Origin of the sequence: Actinomyces oris (genome assembly GCF_001929375.1) — a bacterium.
Classification (GTDB): Bacteria; Actinomycetota; Actinomycetes; order Actinomycetales; family Actinomycetaceae; genus Actinomyces; species Actinomyces oris_B.
This window is the reverse complement of record NZ_MSGO01000037.1, coordinates 1-15,427: the sequence shown is the minus strand read 5'-3', so window position 1 is coordinate 15,427 and position 15,427 is coordinate 1. Positions and strand designations below refer to the sequence as shown.

Annotated in this window: 14 protein-coding genes; 7 read left to right on the top strand and 7 right to left on the bottom strand. The window is 69.5% G+C overall.

Annotation, left to right across the window (positions count from 1 at the left end; all coding sequences use genetic code 11):
- Nucleotides 1-254 precede the first annotated feature (254 nt).
- Both wecB and BKH32_RS08760 read left to right on the top strand, forming a co-directional pair.
- Nucleotides 255-1,337: a non-hydrolyzing UDP-N-acetylglucosamine 2-epimerase gene (wecB, locus tag BKH32_RS08765; RefSeq protein ID WP_075249639.1), complete on the top strand. Its 1,083-nt coding sequence runs from the start codon at nucleotides 255-257 to the stop codon at nucleotides 1,335-1,337.
- Between the two features lie 29 nt (nucleotides 1,338-1,366).
- On the top strand, nucleotides 1,367-2,488 hold the full coding sequence (locus BKH32_RS08760; protein ID WP_075249638.1) for a glycosyltransferase family 4 protein: 1,122 nt from the start codon (nucleotides 1,367-1,369) through the stop codon (nucleotides 2,486-2,488).
- Here BKH32_RS08760 and BKH32_RS08755 read toward each other — a convergent pair.
- The 5 genes from BKH32_RS08755 to BKH32_RS08735 are packed head-to-tail and all read right to left on the bottom strand — an operon-like array spanning nucleotide 2,460 to nucleotide 7,982.
- Nucleotides 2,460-3,728, bottom strand: coding sequence for a glycosyltransferase (locus BKH32_RS08755; RefSeq protein ID WP_256691467.1), 1,269 nt, complete (start codon nucleotides 3,726-3,728; stop codon nucleotides 2,460-2,462). The genes BKH32_RS08760 and BKH32_RS08755 overlap by 29 nt on opposite strands.
- Nucleotide 3,729: 1 nt before the next feature.
- Nucleotides 3,730-5,097, bottom strand: a complete 1,368-nt coding sequence (locus tag BKH32_RS08750) for a lipopolysaccharide biosynthesis protein (RefSeq protein WP_075249634.1) — start codon at nucleotides 5,095-5,097, stop codon at nucleotides 3,730-3,732.
- Between the two features lie 26 nt (nucleotides 5,098-5,123).
- Entirely contained in the window at nucleotides 5,124-6,191 is a 1,068-nt protein-coding gene (locus BKH32_RS08745) for a Gfo/Idh/MocA family protein (RefSeq protein WP_075249632.1), read from the bottom strand.
- A 1-nt stretch (nucleotide 6,192) separates the two neighbouring features.
- A complete protein-coding gene (locus BKH32_RS08740) occupies nucleotides 6,193-7,326 on the bottom strand; it encodes a DegT/DnrJ/EryC1/StrS family aminotransferase (protein WP_075249630.1) in 1,134 nt (377 codons plus the stop codon).
- Complete coding sequence (locus BKH32_RS08735) at nucleotides 7,326-7,982, bottom strand: acyltransferase (RefSeq protein WP_075249629.1); 657 nt, start codon at nucleotides 7,980-7,982, stop codon at nucleotides 7,326-7,328. Before BKH32_RS08735 ends, BKH32_RS08740 begins: the two co-directional genes overlap by 1 nt.
- 253 nt (nucleotides 7,983-8,235) lie before the next feature.
- Between BKH32_RS08735 and BKH32_RS08730 the strand changes: the two genes are divergently transcribed.
- Both BKH32_RS08730 and BKH32_RS08725 read left to right on the top strand, forming a co-directional pair.
- On the top strand, nucleotides 8,236-8,952 hold the full coding sequence (locus BKH32_RS08730; RefSeq protein ID WP_075249627.1) for a glycosyltransferase family 2 protein: 717 nt from the start codon (nucleotides 8,236-8,238) through the stop codon (nucleotides 8,950-8,952).
- A gap of 23 nt (nucleotides 8,953-8,975) precedes the next feature.
- Complete coding sequence (locus BKH32_RS08725) at nucleotides 8,976-9,389, top strand: DUF2304 domain-containing protein (RefSeq protein ID WP_075249625.1); 414 nt, start codon at nucleotides 8,976-8,978, stop codon at nucleotides 9,387-9,389.
- Nucleotides 9,390-9,431: 42 nt separating this feature from the next.
- On the opposite strand, the gene BKH32_RS08720 is transcribed toward BKH32_RS08725, so the two are convergent.
- A complete protein-coding gene (locus BKH32_RS08720) occupies nucleotides 9,432-10,385 on the bottom strand; it encodes a glycosyltransferase (RefSeq protein ID WP_275531524.1) in 954 nt (317 codons plus the stop codon).
- 119 nt (nucleotides 10,386-10,504) lie between these two features.
- Between BKH32_RS08720 and BKH32_RS08715 the strand changes: the two genes are divergently transcribed.
- Complete coding sequence (locus BKH32_RS08715) at nucleotides 10,505-11,770, top strand: LCP family protein (protein WP_075249656.1); 1,266 nt, start codon at nucleotides 10,505-10,507, stop codon at nucleotides 11,768-11,770.
- A gap of 15 nt (nucleotides 11,771-11,785) precedes the next feature.
- Nucleotides 11,786-13,282, top strand: a complete 1,497-nt coding sequence (locus BKH32_RS08710) for an LCP family protein (protein WP_256691459.1) — start codon at nucleotides 11,786-11,788, stop codon at nucleotides 13,280-13,282.
- A gap of 92 nt (nucleotides 13,283-13,374) precedes the next feature.
- Here BKH32_RS08710 and galE read toward each other — a convergent pair whose 3' ends face one another.
- A complete protein-coding gene (galE, locus tag BKH32_RS08705; protein ID WP_075249622.1) occupies nucleotides 13,375-14,364 on the bottom strand; it encodes a UDP-glucose 4-epimerase GalE in 990 nt (329 codons plus the stop codon).
- A gap of 455 nt (nucleotides 14,365-14,819) precedes the next feature.
- On the opposite strand from galE, the gene BKH32_RS08700 reads away from it, so the two are divergent.
- Nucleotides 14,820-15,134: an Abi family protein gene (locus BKH32_RS08700; protein WP_343213300.1), complete on the top strand. Its 315-nt coding sequence runs from the start codon at nucleotides 14,820-14,822 to the stop codon at nucleotides 15,132-15,134.
- The last annotated feature ends 293 nt before the right edge of the window (nucleotides 15,135-15,427 follow it).

Below are 15,427 nucleotides of genomic sequence, written 5' to 3'. Positions count from 1 at the left end.
CCAGGCGCGGCCGCACCAGGCAGACAGACTCGAGCGCGAGTGATAGTACCATCGGCCGATCACAGTTATGGCACGACGCCGGCGGACAGGATCCTCACGGCGACGTTCGGGAACCGGTGCCGACGACTGCCGGGGCGCAGCCCTTTCAGCACCGTCCCACCGAAGCTCACGACCGTACGAAAAGGCGTCCGCGTCCTTGACGCCCTGGTCGCGGGTGTCACCGGGGCCTGCGCAGTCACGGTAGAGTCTCAACCATGCGTGTCATGTCAGTAGTGGGCGCCCGGCCCCAGTTCGTCAAGCTAGCCCCGATCGACGCCGCTTTCCGGGAGGCCGGTATCGACCATGTGATTGTTCACACCGGGCAGCACTACGACCCGATGCTCTCCGACGTCTTCTTCAGCGACCTGGGGATCTCGGCCCCGGACGTCCACCTGGGTGTCGGCTCGGGATCGCACGGGGTGCAGACCGGCACGATGCTCGCAGCCATGGACGAGACCATCGATGCCCACCGCCCCGACTGGGTCCTGGTCTACGGGGACACGAACTCCACGCTGGCCGGGGCGCTGTCCGCCGTCAAGCTCCATGTGCCCATCGCCCACCTGGAGGCGGGCCTGCGCTCCTTCAACCGGGCCATGCCCGAGGAGATCAACCGGATCCTGACCGACCACGCCGCCGACCTGCTGCTGGCACCGACCAAGGTGGGGGCCGCCCACCTGGCCGACGAGGGGCTGGCCGAGCGCACCGTCGTCGTGGGCGACGTGATGACCGACATCCTGTTCTCGGTGCGCGACTCCGTCATCGACGCCCCCTCCCCCGTCATGACCGAGCTGGATCTGCCCGAGGGCGGCTACTCGCTGGCCACCATCCACCGGGCGGAGAACACCGACGAACCCCAGCGCCTGCGCTCGATCCTGGAGTCGCTGGCGGCGGTCGACCACCCGGTGGTCCTCCTGGCCCATCCGCGCCTGGTGGCCAAGTGCACCGAGCACGGCATCACCCTGGGGGACTCGGGCAACCTGCGGATGCACCCGCCCCTGGCCTACCCCGAGCTCGTCGCCTCGACCCTGCACGCCCGCGGCGTGGTCACCGACTCCGGGGGTCTGCAGAAGGAGGCCTTCCTCCTGCGGGCGCCGTGCACCACGGTGCGTCCCCAGACCGAGTGGGTCGAGACCGTCGACCTGGGTTGGAACGTCCTGGTCGAGCCCGGTCAGGCCCTGGTCGATGCCGCCTCCCGTGCCAGGCCGACTGAGCCCGCCGAGGCCGACGCCCACCCCTACGGGGACGGCAACGCCGCTGCCCGAGTGGTCCAGGCCCTCACCGAGCACCTGCCCGGCTGATCGCCCGCACCGGCTCCCTGGGCAGCATCATGCGCGTCACCATCGTCACCACCTGGTTCCCCACGAACCGTTCACCGGGCCTGGGGGTCTTCGTGGCACGCCACGCCGCCTCCATGGCGGCAGCCGGCCACGACATTCGCGTCGTCCACCTCGCCTCCGCCTCCGTCGACGACGGTGTGCGCCGCGATCGAGTGATGGGGCTGCCCGTCGTGCGCCTGCCCATGTCGCTGTCGCGGCCCCACGAGCTGCTGGCAGCCAGGCGGGAGCTGACGGCTCTGACTCGGGGCAGCGACGTCGTCCACACCCACGCGGTCTCCACCCTCCTGCCATACGCTTTGGGCCGGCCCCGCCAGCCGTGGCTCCACACGGAGCACTGGTCGGGGATCGCCCAGCGGGGCGCCGAGCTCGGCTCCCTGGCGCGGGCGGGGGCCCAGGTGGTCCTGCGCCTGGAGCGCCGGCCCGACGTCGTCACCACCGTCTCCGACCAGCTCGCCGCCGACCTGCGGGACTACCGCCCCCAGGGCGAGATCCTCACGGTCCCCAACGAGGTCACCATGCCTGAGGAGCCGGCGCCGCGCCGCAGCATCGAGCTGGGTCGTGACACGCTGCGGATCGTCGGCATCGGGGGGCTCATTGAGCGCAAGCGCCCGGACCTGGCCGTTCAGGTGGTCGCGGCGCTGGCGCAGCAGGGGGTGCCGGCCCGGCTGACCTGGGTGGGTGGCGGCCCTCTGGCTGAGCGCTGCACGGATCTCGCGGCCCGCCTGGGCGTCGACCTGGAGCTGACCGGTCAGCTGCCGGGCGATCAGGTTCAGCAGGTCCTGGCCGACAGCGATCTCTTCCTCGTGCCCACGCTCGCGGAGACCTTCTTCCTGGGTGCCGCCGAGGCCGTTGCCGCCGGCCGGCCGGTAGTCACCAGTGACCGGGGGGCGCACACCAGCTTCCTGGATCCTTCGGTGACCCAGATTGTCAGTCAGGACGACCCCGCCACGTGGGCCAGGGCCATCGTGGACGTCATGGGACGGTGCGCGCAGCGCACGGCGCGCGACATCCAGGACACGCTGCCGCGGGCCTTCTCCCCCAGTCAGGTGGCGCGCTCCTACGGCCGCGCCTACGAGGCCGCCATCACCGAGTACTTCCGGCGCTCGCGGTGATCTCGCCGCACGCCTGCTCGTAGAGCTCCCGGCAGGCCCTGACGAAGGTCGCCTCCCCGAAGCGCCGACGAGCGCGGGCCCGGATGGTCTCGGGGCGGTAGCCCCCGGCGCGGATGGAGTCGGTCACGTGGGTGAGCGCCTCGGCCAGGGCGGCCACGAGGGCGTCGTCGTCGGCCTGGGCCGCGGCGGGCAGGACAAGGCCGGTCTCGGGCTCGATCATGAAGCGTCCCGCCCAAGTGGGCGTGGCCACGCAGGCCAGTCCCAGGGCCTGGGCCTCAGCCAGGACAGTGCCCCCGGCCTCGACCTCGCTGGCCAGGACGAAGACGTCGCTGGCGGCCATGAGTCCGCTGACCTCGTCGTGGGGAACCCGGCCGGTGAAGGTGGAGGTCTGCTCGATGCCCTCGGCCCGGGCCAGCTCTCGTAAGGGCTCGATCTCGTGGGCCTCCCCTCCGACGAGGAGCAGCCGTGTGGGCTCGCGCCCGGTTGCGAGATCGGCGCGGGCCAGCCGGGCGACGGCGCGGATGGTCTCCTCAGGGCGCTTGTTACGCCCCAGGTGGGAGACGTGGCAGACGGTCAGGGCCCTGGCGCTGTCGCCTTGGCGATCCTGGTCAGCGGGCCTGGGGATGTCGAAGGCCTCGTCGTTGACCGGAAGGGCGATGCTCCTCCACTCCCCGAGCCGCCAGTAGTCCCGCAGGACCTCGGCGAAGGGGGTGGAGACGACGGCTCGCCCTGCGGCCCGTCGCAGGTCGTGCCGCAGGGCCCGATACCGCCATCCGTGCACGCTGCGGTCCGTCGAGCTGGGGCGGTGCTCGGTGATGGCCAGTCCGGCGTCCCAGTGCTCGGCGGCGTAGCGGCCGACATGGATGCCGGTGAACACCGAGTGGGCGTGAACGACGTCGGGAGCCGATTGTCCCCCGCCACTGCCGGAAGGATCGGGCAGACTGCGAATCGTCTCCTCATAGAGCCGTACCGCTCGGGCGGCCACCGCGCGAGCCGCCATCCGGTCCCCGGGCAGAGCCCCCTTGGGGATCGTGGGCACCGTGCCGCGCACGACGACGATCCCCTCCTCGACATCCGCCGTCAGCTCGCGACGCGCCTGCCAGAAGGAGACCGGCTCCAAGGCGATGACGCCTACTCGCATCCCGCCGCGCCGAAGCATGCACGCCTGGTCGCGGAAGAAGGAACCGTTGTGGGGGCGGTTCCGGTCCGGGTACCACGAGGGAGTGAGGACGACGTGCACGTCACTGCTCCTCATCGTGAGAATCGGTCGCGGGCACGGAGGCGGAGGGCTCAGGCTCACCGGCGGCCTCGTAGTGCCCCTCATTGGCCTCCGAGGCCGGAGGACGCGAGTCGAAGCCGCGGGCTGCGGCGTCGGCCATGAGGATCTGCACCACCAGGATGAGGCACATGAGGGCGCCCAGGACGTAGGTGGTCGTCAGCAGCGAGTACGGGCTGAGCCAGAGCCAGGTCAAAGGGACGGCGGCGTAGACCACCGAGAAGATCAGCATCCAGTCCTGGTTCTCGGTGACGACGAAGAGGTTGGACAGGGGCGAGGTGACCAGCAGGATGAACAGCCAGGGGGTCAGGGCCCGGGCGAAGCCGCCTGACTCGACCCACTGGCTGCCGAAGAGCAGGGGGAAGAGCCATGGCGACAGGATGTAGAGCAGGACGAACGGTGCGGTCCCGATCATGAGGACCCGTTTGATGACCTGGCGGACCAGGGGGCGCATCTGCCCGGGCTGCAGCGTGGCGAGCTTGTGGAAGAAGACCTGGCCCACGGCGGCGTTGATGAGGGCCATCGGGACCTCCAGGCAGCGCCAGGCCAGGTTGAACTGCCCCAGGCTGGCCACCGAGTAGGAGCCCACGAGCAGGTTGATGCCGTTGAGCCGCACGGCGTCGACGAAGGCGTTGAGGCCGTTGAGCAGGGGCATGCGCCGGTAGCGACGGGCGACCTGCCGCAGGGTGGGCGCCTCCGGCGGCAGCGGCCGGTGCAGGGGCTTGGCCTTGCGCCCCAGGTTGACGAAGGCCCAGGCCTGCCCGATCGTCTGACCGATCAGCAGGCCCCCGACACTGACCATCCCCGCCGCCCCCAGGACGAGTTGGCCGAGGGACTGCCCGACCTGCTGCTCGACCCGGTTGATCGAGATCGTCCGGTAGTCCGACTGGCGGTTGTACCAGTACTGGAGGAGCTGGACCGTCGACAGCAGCAGCGTGGTCACGCCCAGCAGCGGCATCCAGGCGGCGATGTCAGCCCCCCAGTGCCGGGCGACCAGCGGCTTGAGCAGGAGGGCCACGACGCTGGAGACGACCGAGACCACTACGATGCACACCATTCCCAGCCGGGCGCAGGCCAGAGCCCAGGCGTCCTTCTTGGGCAGCATGATCGTCATGTCGTAGCGCAGGGCCGCCACGGCCGTGATGATCGAGACGACCGAGGTGTAGCGCGCCAGCTGGCCGAGGTCCGCGTCGGAGAAGATGCGGGTGAGGATCATCGTCATGCCGAAGACGATGGCCTGGGCGGTGGCCGTGCCGCTGACCAGCGTCAGGACATGGCGCAGGAACGGGGAGGACTCCATGACCGAGCGGACCCGGGCGAGCACTCCCGCCACGGGCCCGCTCGGTGCGGCTGAGCGGTTCAGAGCGCGACCGTCCGGTTCTCGCCGGCCGAGGTCAGGACCGCCTCGACGACGTCGAGCGTGGCCACGCCCTCAGCCATGGTGACGTGGCGCTGGGCCACGCCGCGCACGGCGTCGCGGAAGTTCTCCTGCTCCAGGGCCAGCGGCTCGCGCTTGGGGATCGCGTAGCGGATGACGTCGCCCTCGCTGACTCCCCGGAAGGCGGCGACCTGGTCCCAGGTGGAGGCCACGGTGCCGTTGGCGTGGAAGGTGAGGTCCCCGGTGAGGGTGTCCGCCACGAAGGAGCCCTTCTCGCCGGTGACGATCGTGACTCGCTCCTTGAAGGGGGTGAGCCAGTTGACCTGGTGACCGACGATGATGCCGCCCTCCAGCAGGCCGGTGGCCACCATCATGTCCTCGGTCTGACGGCCCGAGCGGTGCGTGACCTGCGCGGCCACGGAGGTGTAGCGGGCACCGGCGACCCAGGCGGTCAGGTCGATGTCGTGGGTGGCCAGGTCCTTGACGACACCGACGTCGCTGATACGGGCCGGGAAGGGGCCCTGGCGGCGGGTGAGGACCTGGTAGACCTCGCCGAGCTCACCGGCGTCGAGGCGCTCGCGCAGGGCGCGCAGGGCCGGGTTGCAGCGCTCCACGTAGCCGACGGCGCCCACCAGGCCCCGCTCGGCGAAGGCGGCGGCCACGCGGCGGCCCGCGGCGGCGTCGTGGGCGATGGGCTTCTCCACCATGGTGTGCACGCCCGCCTCGGCCAGGGCCAGGGCGACGTCCTCGTGGTAGACGGTGGGGACGGCCACCATAGCGGCGTCGAGCCCGGCGTCGATGAGGGCGTGGACGTCAGGCAGGACCGCCAGCTCGCCGGCCACACCGAAGCGGTCGCCGCCGGGGTCGGCCACGGCCACGAGCTCCATGCCCTCGGTGGCGCGGATGACCCGGGCGTGGTGGCGTCCCATGGAGCCCAGGCCAATGAGGCCCACGCGCAGCGGGTTGTCCGCCGTGCCCTTGTCGGTGAGGTGGTGGACCTCGGGCAGCGCGGTGGTGGCCTGCCCGTCGAGAGCGACGTTCTCAGTCATGTCAGGCACCTGCCTTGACGGTGGCGGCCACGGCCTGGCCGATGCGCTCCAGGTCCGCCTCGCTCAGGGAGGGGTGGACCGGCAGGGAGAGGCACTCGCGGGCGGCCTTCTCGGTTCCGGGCAGCTCGAGGCCCTCGGCGTAGTGGGCCAGGGAGGCCAGGCGGTGGTTGGGGATCGGGTAGTAGACGCCGCTGCCGACCTGCCACTCCTCGCGCAAGGCGGCCTGGACGGCGTCGCGCTCGGCGCCCGTGGCCCCCTCGAGGCGGATCGTGTACTGGTGGTAGACGTGCGTGCAGCCCTCGGGGACGAAGGGGGTGACGACGCCATCGACACCCGCCAGCAGCTCGTTGAGGCGCGCGGCGTTGGCCTGGCGGACAGCGGTCCAGCCGGCCAGCTTGGTCAGCTGGACGCGGCCGACGGCGGCGGCCACGTCCGTCATGCGGTTGTTGAGGCCCACCAGCTCGTTGGCGTACTGCTGCTCCATGCCCTGGTTGCGGATGAGGCGGCAGCGGCGGGCCAGCTCGGCGTCGGCGGTGGTGATCATGCCGCCCTCGAGGCTGGTCATGTTCTTGGTGGGGTAGAAGGAGAAGGAGCCCCAGGCCCCGAAGGTGCCCACGGGCTTGCCGCCGATGGCGGCGCCGTGCGCCTGGGCGCAGTCCTCGAAGACGGCCAGGCCGTGGCGCTCGGCGATGGCGAGGATCTCGGGCATGTTGGCGGGCAGACCGTAGAGGTGGACCACCTCGATGGCCGCCGTGCGCTCGGTGATGGAGGCCTCGACGCTGGCGAGGTCCAGGGTGAAGGTCACCGGGTCGATGTCGGCGAAGACCGGCACGGCACCGCTGATGGCCACCGAGTTGCCGGTGGCGGCGAAGGTGAAGGAGGGGACGATGACCTCCGGGGCCCCTCCGGCGCGCTCCTGGAGCTCGGTGGCCAGCGTGGCCACGTGCTGGGCCGAGGTGCCGGAGTTGACGGCCACGCAGTGGACGCCGTCGACGACCTGGGCGGAGAACTCCTCCTCGAAGGCCTTGACCTGGGGGCCCTGGACGACCATGCCCGAGGCGAGGACGGCGTCGACGGCGTCGCGCTCCTCCTGCCCGATGATCGGCTTGGCTGCTGGGATGAACTCGCGTGACATCAGTGGGTGACCTCTCGGATGGTGGTGGATTCGGAGCTGGACCGCGTGCCGGACCCGGCATCGGGCTCGGCGTCGAGCTGCTCGTACATGGTTCCGGTGACGGGGCAGCGCCAGCGCGGGGCACCGTCGGGGCCGGGGTCGGCGGGAACAAGGGGCTCGCCGGCGCGCCCGACCCAGCCGATGCGGCGGGCGGGGACCCCGGCAACCAGGGCGTGGGCGGGAACGTCCTTGGTGACCACGGCGCCGGCGGCCACCGTGGCCCAGGCCCCGATGTGCACCGGGGCGACGCACACGGCGCGGGCGCCGATCGATGCGCCCTCGTCGATGGTGACTCCCACGGGCTCCCAGTCGGCGGCGGACTTGAGCGAGCCGTCGGGATTGACGGCTCGGGGGAAGTGATCGTTGGTCAGCGTGACCGCAGGGCCGATGAAGACCCCGTCGGCCAGGCGGGCCGGCTCGTAGACGAGGGCGTAGTTCTGCACCTTGCAGCTGTCCCCCATGACGACGCCCTCGCCGATGTAGGCGCCGCGCCCGACGATGCAGTCCCGTCCGAGGACGGCGTGCTCACGGACCTGTGCGAGGTGCCAGATGCTGGTGTCCTCTCCGAGGACGGCGTCCTCGGAGACATCGGCGGACGGGGCGATGCGGGTGGCCACGGCGACTCCTGTGCGGGCGGCTCGCACCGCCCTGACGATCGAATGAGTCCGAGCAGCCTGGTGGCTGCCGGAAGCCGTGCCGCTCCGGTCGCCGGGGGCGGCGGGCGCTGCACGACCTGCCCCATCCTAGGGGACGACTCCTCACGAGACGACGCCTGAGCACGCCCCGAAGGAGACCTACCCCACCAACGCCGACCGCCCCTGCCTCCCGCAAGAGGGATGACACGCCGTCATCGCGTGCAAGAATGCTGAGGTGACTACCTCCACCACAACGCAGACCGGGGAGCCCACCCCGGAGCCCCCGGTCACCGACACCTGGCTCGTCATCCCCCTGTACAACGAGGCGACCGTCGTGCGCGAGGTCATCTCCCAGGCTCGCACGATCTTCCCCTATGTCGTTGTCGTCGACGACGGCTCCAAGGACGCCTCGGCCCAGGAGGCGGCCGCCGCGGGGGCCGTCGTCGTACGCCACCCGATCAACCTCGGCCAGGGCGCAGCGTTGCAGACGGGCTTCTCCTACGTCCTGGAGAAGACGAATGCCGACTACGTCGTCACTTTCGACGCCGACGGCCAGCACTCCACCACCGACGCCGCCGCCATGGTCGCGGCGGCGCGCGACGAGGATCTCGCCGTCGTCCTCGGCTCACGCTTCCTCGAGGGCCCCTCCCCGGTGGGGTGGCTCAAACGGGTCGTCCTGGGCACGGCGGCGGCCGTCAGCTCGCACACCTCCGGCATGCGTCTGACCGACGCCCACAACGGTCTGCGGGTGATCCGCCGCGACGTCCTGGCGCAGCTCGACCTCAAGCAGAACCGGATGGCGCACGCCAGCGAGATCATTCGCAAGATCGGTGCCACCGGCATGCCCTGGCGCGAGTTCCCGGTGCACATCGTCTACACCGACTACTCCCGCTCCAAGGGCCAGTCCCTGTGGAACTCGGTCAACATCCTGGTCGACCTGCTCTTCTCCTGAGCCCAGCACGGAAGGCACAGCCCATGATTCATCAGTCCGCCGCCCATGTCACGCCGATCACGAGCCACCAGTTCTACATCCAGGCCGCCCTGATCCTGGCCGTGATCGCCGTGGGCTGGATGATGCTGCGCACCCCCGGCGGGGCCCGACACATGGCCGCCCGAAGACTGGTCACCCTGGCCTTCGTGGCCTTCGCCGTCTTCAGCATCACCTTCCCCTGGGTGATGAGCTCGATCGCGCACCGGATGGGAGTCGGGCGAGGCACTGACTTCCTGCTGTACACCCTGGTCATCGCCTTCCTGGCGCAGATCCTCTCCTCCTTCCGACGCAACAGCGCCAGGGAGCGGCAGATCACTCACCTGGCTCGGCGCATCGCTCTGGACAACGCCCCCGAGCCCCCTGCTGCCGCACGGCTCACCGCTGAGACTGACGACTGAGCGCTGCTCACAAGGCACCCGGAGAAGATCGGGCACTCCCCCTCAGCGTCGGGAGGCGCGGACCTCGAGCTCTTCACGTAGGCGCAGTCCGCCGGTCAGCAGCCAGCGCACCGGCGCCTGCCACGGGGAGTTGTAGACACCGCTGAGGTAGTGGCGGGCGGAGGCGTGGTGCGCCCGGATCATCTTCTCGGGGCGGGCCTTCCAGCTGGCCCCCTGCTCGTGGACGACGACAGAGCCCGGAACCTGCACGTTGAGCCAGCCGGCGCGCCCGACCCGCTCCCCTAAGTCCACGTCCTCGAAGAACATGAAGTAGTCGTCGTCGAAGCCCCGCAGGCGTCTCCAGGCGGCGGCGGGCAGCAGCAGGCAGGCCCCGGAGAGCCAGCCCACCGTCCGGGTCCCGTCAGAAGCCCCCGGTCCGGCAGTGTGATAGGCGGCGGAGAAGGGGTTGTCCGGCCAGATCCTGCCCAGGACGGCGTGCCCGACGCCCTTGATCAGGGAGGGCAGGGCACGTCCGGAGGGGTAGACGGTGCCGTCGGGATTGAGCAGGAGGGGCCCCAGGCAGCCGGCCGCCGGGTTGGCCAGGCCCGCATCGATGAGGACGTCCAGGCTTCCCGGCCTCCAGACGAGATCGGGATTGGCCACCACGATCCAGTCCTCCTCCAGGTCCGCGGCCGCGAGGTTGGCGCCCGCCCCGTAACCGAGGTTGGTGCCGTCCCCGACGACGCGCGCCGCGTGGCGCTGAGCGGCAGCAGTGACGACGTCGTGCTCGGTGCCGTTGTCCGCGATGACGACGACGAGTCTGCGGGCCGTCGCCGTGGCCAATGAGGCCAGGAAGCGCTCCAGCTCCTCGCCCGGGTTGAAGGCGACCGTCACCACTCGCACGCTCTGCTCGTCGGGAGCAGCTGCCCGAGCCCCTGAGCTCTCCCCTACCTGATCCGAAGCACCGAGGGGAGCGGGCGAGGCACTGATCGGCGTGGGTTTCGCAACACTGGTCACGGAGAGAGCCTAGCCCTGTTACCCATGTGAGAGGCTTCACCCCTCATTGGGTATATCTCATGTAACAGGTGTAGGGAGACCTATATGGTTCTCCCCTTTCGTTCCCTATGATCGCTTCCGTGCCTCAGTTCAGTAAGCCGCACGCGCGGCACTCCTCCAAGGAACTCGGACGCCGTCTGGCCCGCCGAGTGGGTCTCAGCCTGCTCGCGGTGACGATCTTCGTCGTCTCCGCAGCGGGCTTCGCGTGGCACAACATCCAGTCGCGGATCGCCTGGTTCAACATCGACGGCCTTCTGTCCGAGGAGGACCGGCCCGGCACCAAGCCGCCGGACAGCTACGAGGGCCGAGCCGTCAACCTCCTGATCCTGGGCACCGACTCCCGCGCCGGGAACAACAACGTCGACGACTCGCAGGGTGACGACGAGGTCTCCGTGGCCCGCTCCGACACGGCGCTGGTCATGCACATCTCGGCTGACCGCAAGCGCGTCGACGCCGTGTCCATCCCCCGCGACACCCTGGTCGACATCCCCGAGTGCACGACCCTCGCTGGTGGGAAGACCGAAGCCAGTGAGGACGCACCGTTCAACTCCGCCTTCGCCAACGGAGCCGGCAGCAGCAGCGATGACAAGAAGGCCGTTGCCTCGGGAGCCGCCTGCACCCTCAAGACCGTGGAGAAGCTGACGCACGTGCGCATTGATGACTTCGTCGTCGTCGACTTCTCGGGCTTGTCCAAGGTGGTCGACTCCCTCGGTGGCGTCCACGTGCAGGTCGATGAGGCCATCGACGACTCCGAGTACACCGGTTTCAAGCTCGAAGAGGGCTGCCAGAAGCTGAACGGCGAGAACGCCCTGCAGTACGCCCGTGTTCGGCACGGGGTGAGTGACGGCTCGGATCTCTCCCGCATCACCCGTCAGCAGAACCTCATGAGGGCGATGGCCTCCAAGGCGCTGTCCTCCAGCCTCCTGACGCAGTCCGGCTTCCTGACCAGCACCCTGGAGACCCTCACCACTTCTGAGCGCATCGGTCAGATCGGCAACCTGTCGGGCCTGGCCTACTCCATCCAGGGCGTGGGCATCGACAAGATCAACTTCGTCACCATGCCGAACGAGCCCGCAGCCAACCCGAACCAAGTGGTCCCCGCCGAGGGCGCCAAGAAGGTCTGGAAGGCCCTCGAGGAGGACAAGCCCGTCCCCACCGACACCTCGGCCCCGGCCTCGTCGAGCTCGAGCGCCACCGCGGACGGCTCCGCCTCGGAGAGCACTGACGAGACCTCCAAGCCCTCCCATGCCGCCCCGACGCCGACGCCGGCCCCTCAGGCCCCCAAGGCGAGCGCCCCCCAGCAGCAACCCGCCGCGAAGCCGACCACTCCCGCCTGCCCCGCCTGAGGCAGAATCAGTGGTGTGACTCCGACAGACGACTCACTCCCGCCCTCGATCACCCCCGGCTCCGGCGGCGGCAGGCCTCAACGCAGGCAGCGCCCCATCGATGCTGTCAACCAGCGCAGCCGCGAGCGCGCAGAGGCGTCCGGGGGCGAGACCGTCGCCCAGCCCACTGACGTTGCTGGTGGCTCCCCGCGCCGCCCGTCGTCGACCGCCACCCGCGACCCCCAGCGGCACTCGGTCCTGGGCCGTCAGGACAGCGACCAGCCGGCCTCGGCTCAGTCCGACTCCGCGCGTGCGGGCCAGCAGCCGCCCTCGGTCCAGCCGCGTCGCTCCTCCGCTCCGTCTCAACGAGGCAGCCACGCCCGGGCCGGGTCGAGTGCGGTCCCCTTGGAGCCGGATGCCAGCGTGGGCAGTGGCGCGTCCGAACCGGAGCGCACACAGGCACTGCCCGTGCGGCGCGGTGCCTATCCCGTGGGGTCCCCGGGCCAGCAGTCCCCACGGGAGCCCGTTGCGGGTGGGCGGTCGCTCAGACCCGAGCGGCCGCGGCGATCAAAACGCTCCCGCCCGAGATGGCGCCGGATCGTGGGCTGGACGGTCGTCGTCATCGTCGTCGTCCTGGCTCTGATCGCAGCGCGGGTCGCCTGGCTGTGGAACGACGTCTCCTCCCGGCTTCACCGCATCGACGCCCTGTCCGGGGCGGCGGACACGCCGGGTGAGACCTGGCTCATCGTGGGGTCGGACGCGCGCGGCGGCGCCGTCCAGGACGAGACCGAGGGGGCGCGCGCCGACTCCGTCATGCTGCTGCACAAGGCGGAGAACGGGCAGACGAGCCTGACCTCCCTGCCGCGCGACACCTACGTGAACATCCCCGAGTACGGGGAGAACAAGATCAACGCCGCTTACTCCTTCGGCGGCCCCAAGCTGCTGGTCCAGACCGTGGAGAAGCTCTCCGGACTGACCGTGGACCACTACGTGGAGGTCGGCATGACCGGGGTGTCCCAGATGGTCGACGCCGTCGGCGGGGTCAACGTCTGCCTGGACTACGACGTCGCCGACGAGGACTCGGGCCTGGTCTGGGACACCGCTCAGGGCACGTGTCAGACGGTGGACGGGACGAAGGCGCTGGCCTACTCCCGGATGCGCAAGTCGGACCCGACCGGCGACGTCGGGCGAGGGCAGCGCCAGCGCGCCGTCATCGCCGCGGTGGTCTCCAAGGCGGCCTCGCCGTCCACTGCTTGGTCCTTCTCCCGGCAGGACGCACTGGTCGACGCCGGCACGAACGCCCTCACGGTGGATCGCAGCGCCGGCACCATGAGCATCGCCCAGATGGTCCTGGCCTTCCGCTCCGCCTCCGGCGGCGGCCTGACCGGGGCCCCGCCCATTGAGGACCCCTCCTACTCCCCCGAGGAGGCCGACATCGGCGAAGCGGTGCTGCTGCAGGACACGACCGCACCGGGCTTCTTCTCCAAGCTGCGCGGCGGGAAGCTGACGGCGGCGGACTTCAACCAGTCCTGACGCGGTGAATCCTTACAACGGCAAGGTGGGCCGGCACCTCATGATCGAGGTGCCGGCCCGCCCGCTGGGTTCGGCTCCGGTTCCAGGACCGCTCAGCCGAAGTGGGGCCGGTTGGGGTCGGCCTGCCAGGAGGTGTAGGAGGAGGTGACGATGTCGTCCAGGTCGTGCTCGGCCTTCCACCCCAGGACCTCGCCGATGCGGGTGGCGTTGCCGATGAGCTGGGGCGGGTCGCCGGCGCGACGGGCGAGCTCCTCGGGCTCCAGGTCCAGGCCCGTGGAGGCGATGACCTTGGAGACGACCTCGCGCACCGATGCGCCCTGGCCGGTGCCGACGTTGAAGACGTGCTCGGTCATCTCCTCGCCGCCGGCCAGATAGTCCAGCGCGGCGATGTGGGCGACCGCCAGGTCCTTGACGTGGATGTAGTCGCGCACGCAGGTGCCGTCGGGGGTGGGGTAGTCGGTGCCGAAGATCTTGGGGGTCTCGCCCTTGGCGAGGCGGTCGAGGACCATGGGGATGAGGTTGAGGGTGGCCATGTCCCCCAGGTCGTCCCAGCCGGCACCGGCGACGTTGAAGTAGCGCAGGCCGGCCCAGCGCAGCCCCCAGGCCTTTTCAGCGTCGGCCATCATCCACTCCCCGATGAGCTTGGTCTCGCCGTAGGGGTTGATGGGATGGCAGTCGATGTCCTCGGGAACGACCTCCACCGGGGGCATGCCGTAGACGGCGGCCGAGGAGGAGAAGATCATCTGCTTGACGCCGGCCGTCTCCATGGCCAGCAGCATGTTCGCCAGGCCGCCGATGTTCTGCTGGTAGTACCAGGCGGGGCGCTCGACGGACTCGCCCACCTGCTTGCGGGCGGCGAAGTGGATGACGGCGGTGACGCCGCGCGAGCTCATGACCTCAGCAAGGGTCTCGGGGGCCTGACCGCTGGCGACGTCGAGCTCGACGAGGGCGGCTCCCTTGACTCGCTCCGGCGTCCCGTAGGACAGATCATCGACGACGACGACCTCCTCCCCGCGCTCGAGGAGAAGTCGGACCACGTGCGCGCCGATGTAGCCGGCGCCTCCAGCAACGAGAATGCTCATGCACCCAGTCTACCCACGCTCGCTCAGAAACGAACAGAAACGAACGTGGGATCCATGTGTCACCTCGTTGCTCCGTGCTGTCTCCTCACTTCTGAGACATGTAGGCGCCAAGACTCCGAGACGCCCACTCGGGCGCGATTCTGGGACGGAGCTGGTCACCCCAGAGGCGATGGCGGACTGATAGCGGAGGTCTGACGGGGCCCGGGTGTCCATGGTGCTGACATCAACTCCGCACCGGCACCACACATCAAGGAGGAACCGCAGCATTCCAACGATCCTCGCTGACTACTTCCACTACCGGGCCGTTGATGTCAGTACTGTGGACACTGAACCGCCTGCGATACTGACTCCGCGGGGTCGTGACGGCGGAGCCAGGAGCCCTCGCCCACCCCTAACCTTGTACACCGGTGTACACTGGAACCACAACACTCCCCAGGCCTCTCGCTCATCAGAGCATGCCCAAATCGGGGGGTTTTTACACACCAACACCCTACAATTGGAGGATGAATCCTCCAGGTCAACGTTACGATAAACCAGCGCTCAACGAGAACGAGCTCATTGAGCGCTACATTGAACGCAGCCTCGCCATCACAGACCGGAATCGCGCCGCCAGACACCTCCGGCATATCGGATACTATCGGCTCTCCCCTTACACATTCCCCTTCCAAACCGATCGAACCACCCACTCCTTCAGTCCGCGAACCGCCTTCGACGACATTCTCCATATCTATGTATTTGAGATGCTGAGGCTTCTTCACAGCATCTGTTGAAGGTGCGGTGACCTGCGCAGATGCTGGCGTCGGCTAGTCCTGTGAATAAGCCGCAAGGGTACGACTGCGGCATCTACCCTACGAATGCGTGTGCTGGGGCTCAGTGGTGGGTCTCGGCGGTGCGCTGTACTCCCCTGGTGTCACGATCGGCGACTTTTAGGATGTCCATTGGCTGACGTGCCTGAGCCTGTGCCGTCTCTGACCTGCGTATACGTGCCAGGGCGTGACGGTCATCGGCCAGGTGAGCCCCCTAAAAGTCGCCAATCGTGACACCACTCGCCGAGCGAGCCTGG

Bases quoted from the DNA above. Each gene is read 5' to 3' on its own strand.
- wecB (WP_075249639.1), top strand. From the start codon at position 255: ATGCGTGTCATGTCAGTAGTGGGCGCCCGGCCCCAGTTCGTCAAGCTA.
- BKH32_RS08760 (WP_075249638.1), top strand. From the start codon at position 1,367: ATGCGCGTCACCATCGTCACCACCTGGTTCCCCACGAACCGTTCACCG.
- BKH32_RS08745 (WP_075249632.1), bottom strand. From the start codon at position 6,191: ATGACTGAGAACGTCGCTCTCGACGGGCAGGCCACCACCGCGCTGCCC.
- BKH32_RS08740 (WP_075249630.1), bottom strand. From the start codon at position 7,326: ATGTCACGCGAGTTCATCCCAGCAGCCAAGCCGATCATCGGGCAGGAG.
- BKH32_RS08725 (WP_075249625.1), top strand. From the start codon at position 8,976: ATGATTCATCAGTCCGCCGCCCATGTCACGCCGATCACGAGCCACCAG.
- galE (WP_075249622.1), bottom strand. From the start codon at position 14,364: ATGAGCATTCTCGTTGCTGGAGGCGCCGGCTACATCGGCGCGCACGTG.
- BKH32_RS08700 (WP_343213300.1), top strand. From the start codon at position 14,820: ATGCCCAAATCGGGGGGTTTTTACACACCAACACCCTACAATTGGAGG.